The sequence below is a fragment of the Paenibacillus xylanexedens genome (genome assembly GCF_007676705.1).
GTDB classification, from domain to species: Bacteria; Bacillota; Bacilli; order Paenibacillales; family Paenibacillaceae; genus Paenibacillus; species Paenibacillus xylanexedens_C.
Genome location: NZ_VEBF01000957.1, coordinates 1 through 219 on the forward strand (window position 1 = coordinate 1; position 219 = coordinate 219).

Annotated in this window: 1 protein-coding gene; it reads left to right on the plus strand. The window is 44.7% G+C overall.

The genetic code is table 11. From position 1 onward, the window contains the following. Window positions 1-39: 39 nt before the first annotated feature. The coding region (locus tag FS628_RS31155) for a hypothetical protein (RefSeq protein WP_222125376.1) at window positions 40-219 on the plus strand (180 nt) is incomplete at its 3' end.

A 219-nucleotide genomic window follows, 5' to 3' on the forward strand; every position in this document is an offset into this window, starting at 1 on the left:
GTGGAAATGCTTGGTATGGAGGCGGGGTTGACGTTTAAAATGGATAAAGAGAATGGAAAATTGGAATATGTTGTGGTTGAAGGGGAGATGGTGTGTGAAGTGGGAGTAGATATGAGTAGTTTGAAGGAAGATTACAGGTTGGGGAGGTTGAAGATTTTAGGTGAGGAGAAGATAGAGTTTGTGGGAAAGCAGTTCGACGGGGGATGGAAAGGGGAGTGT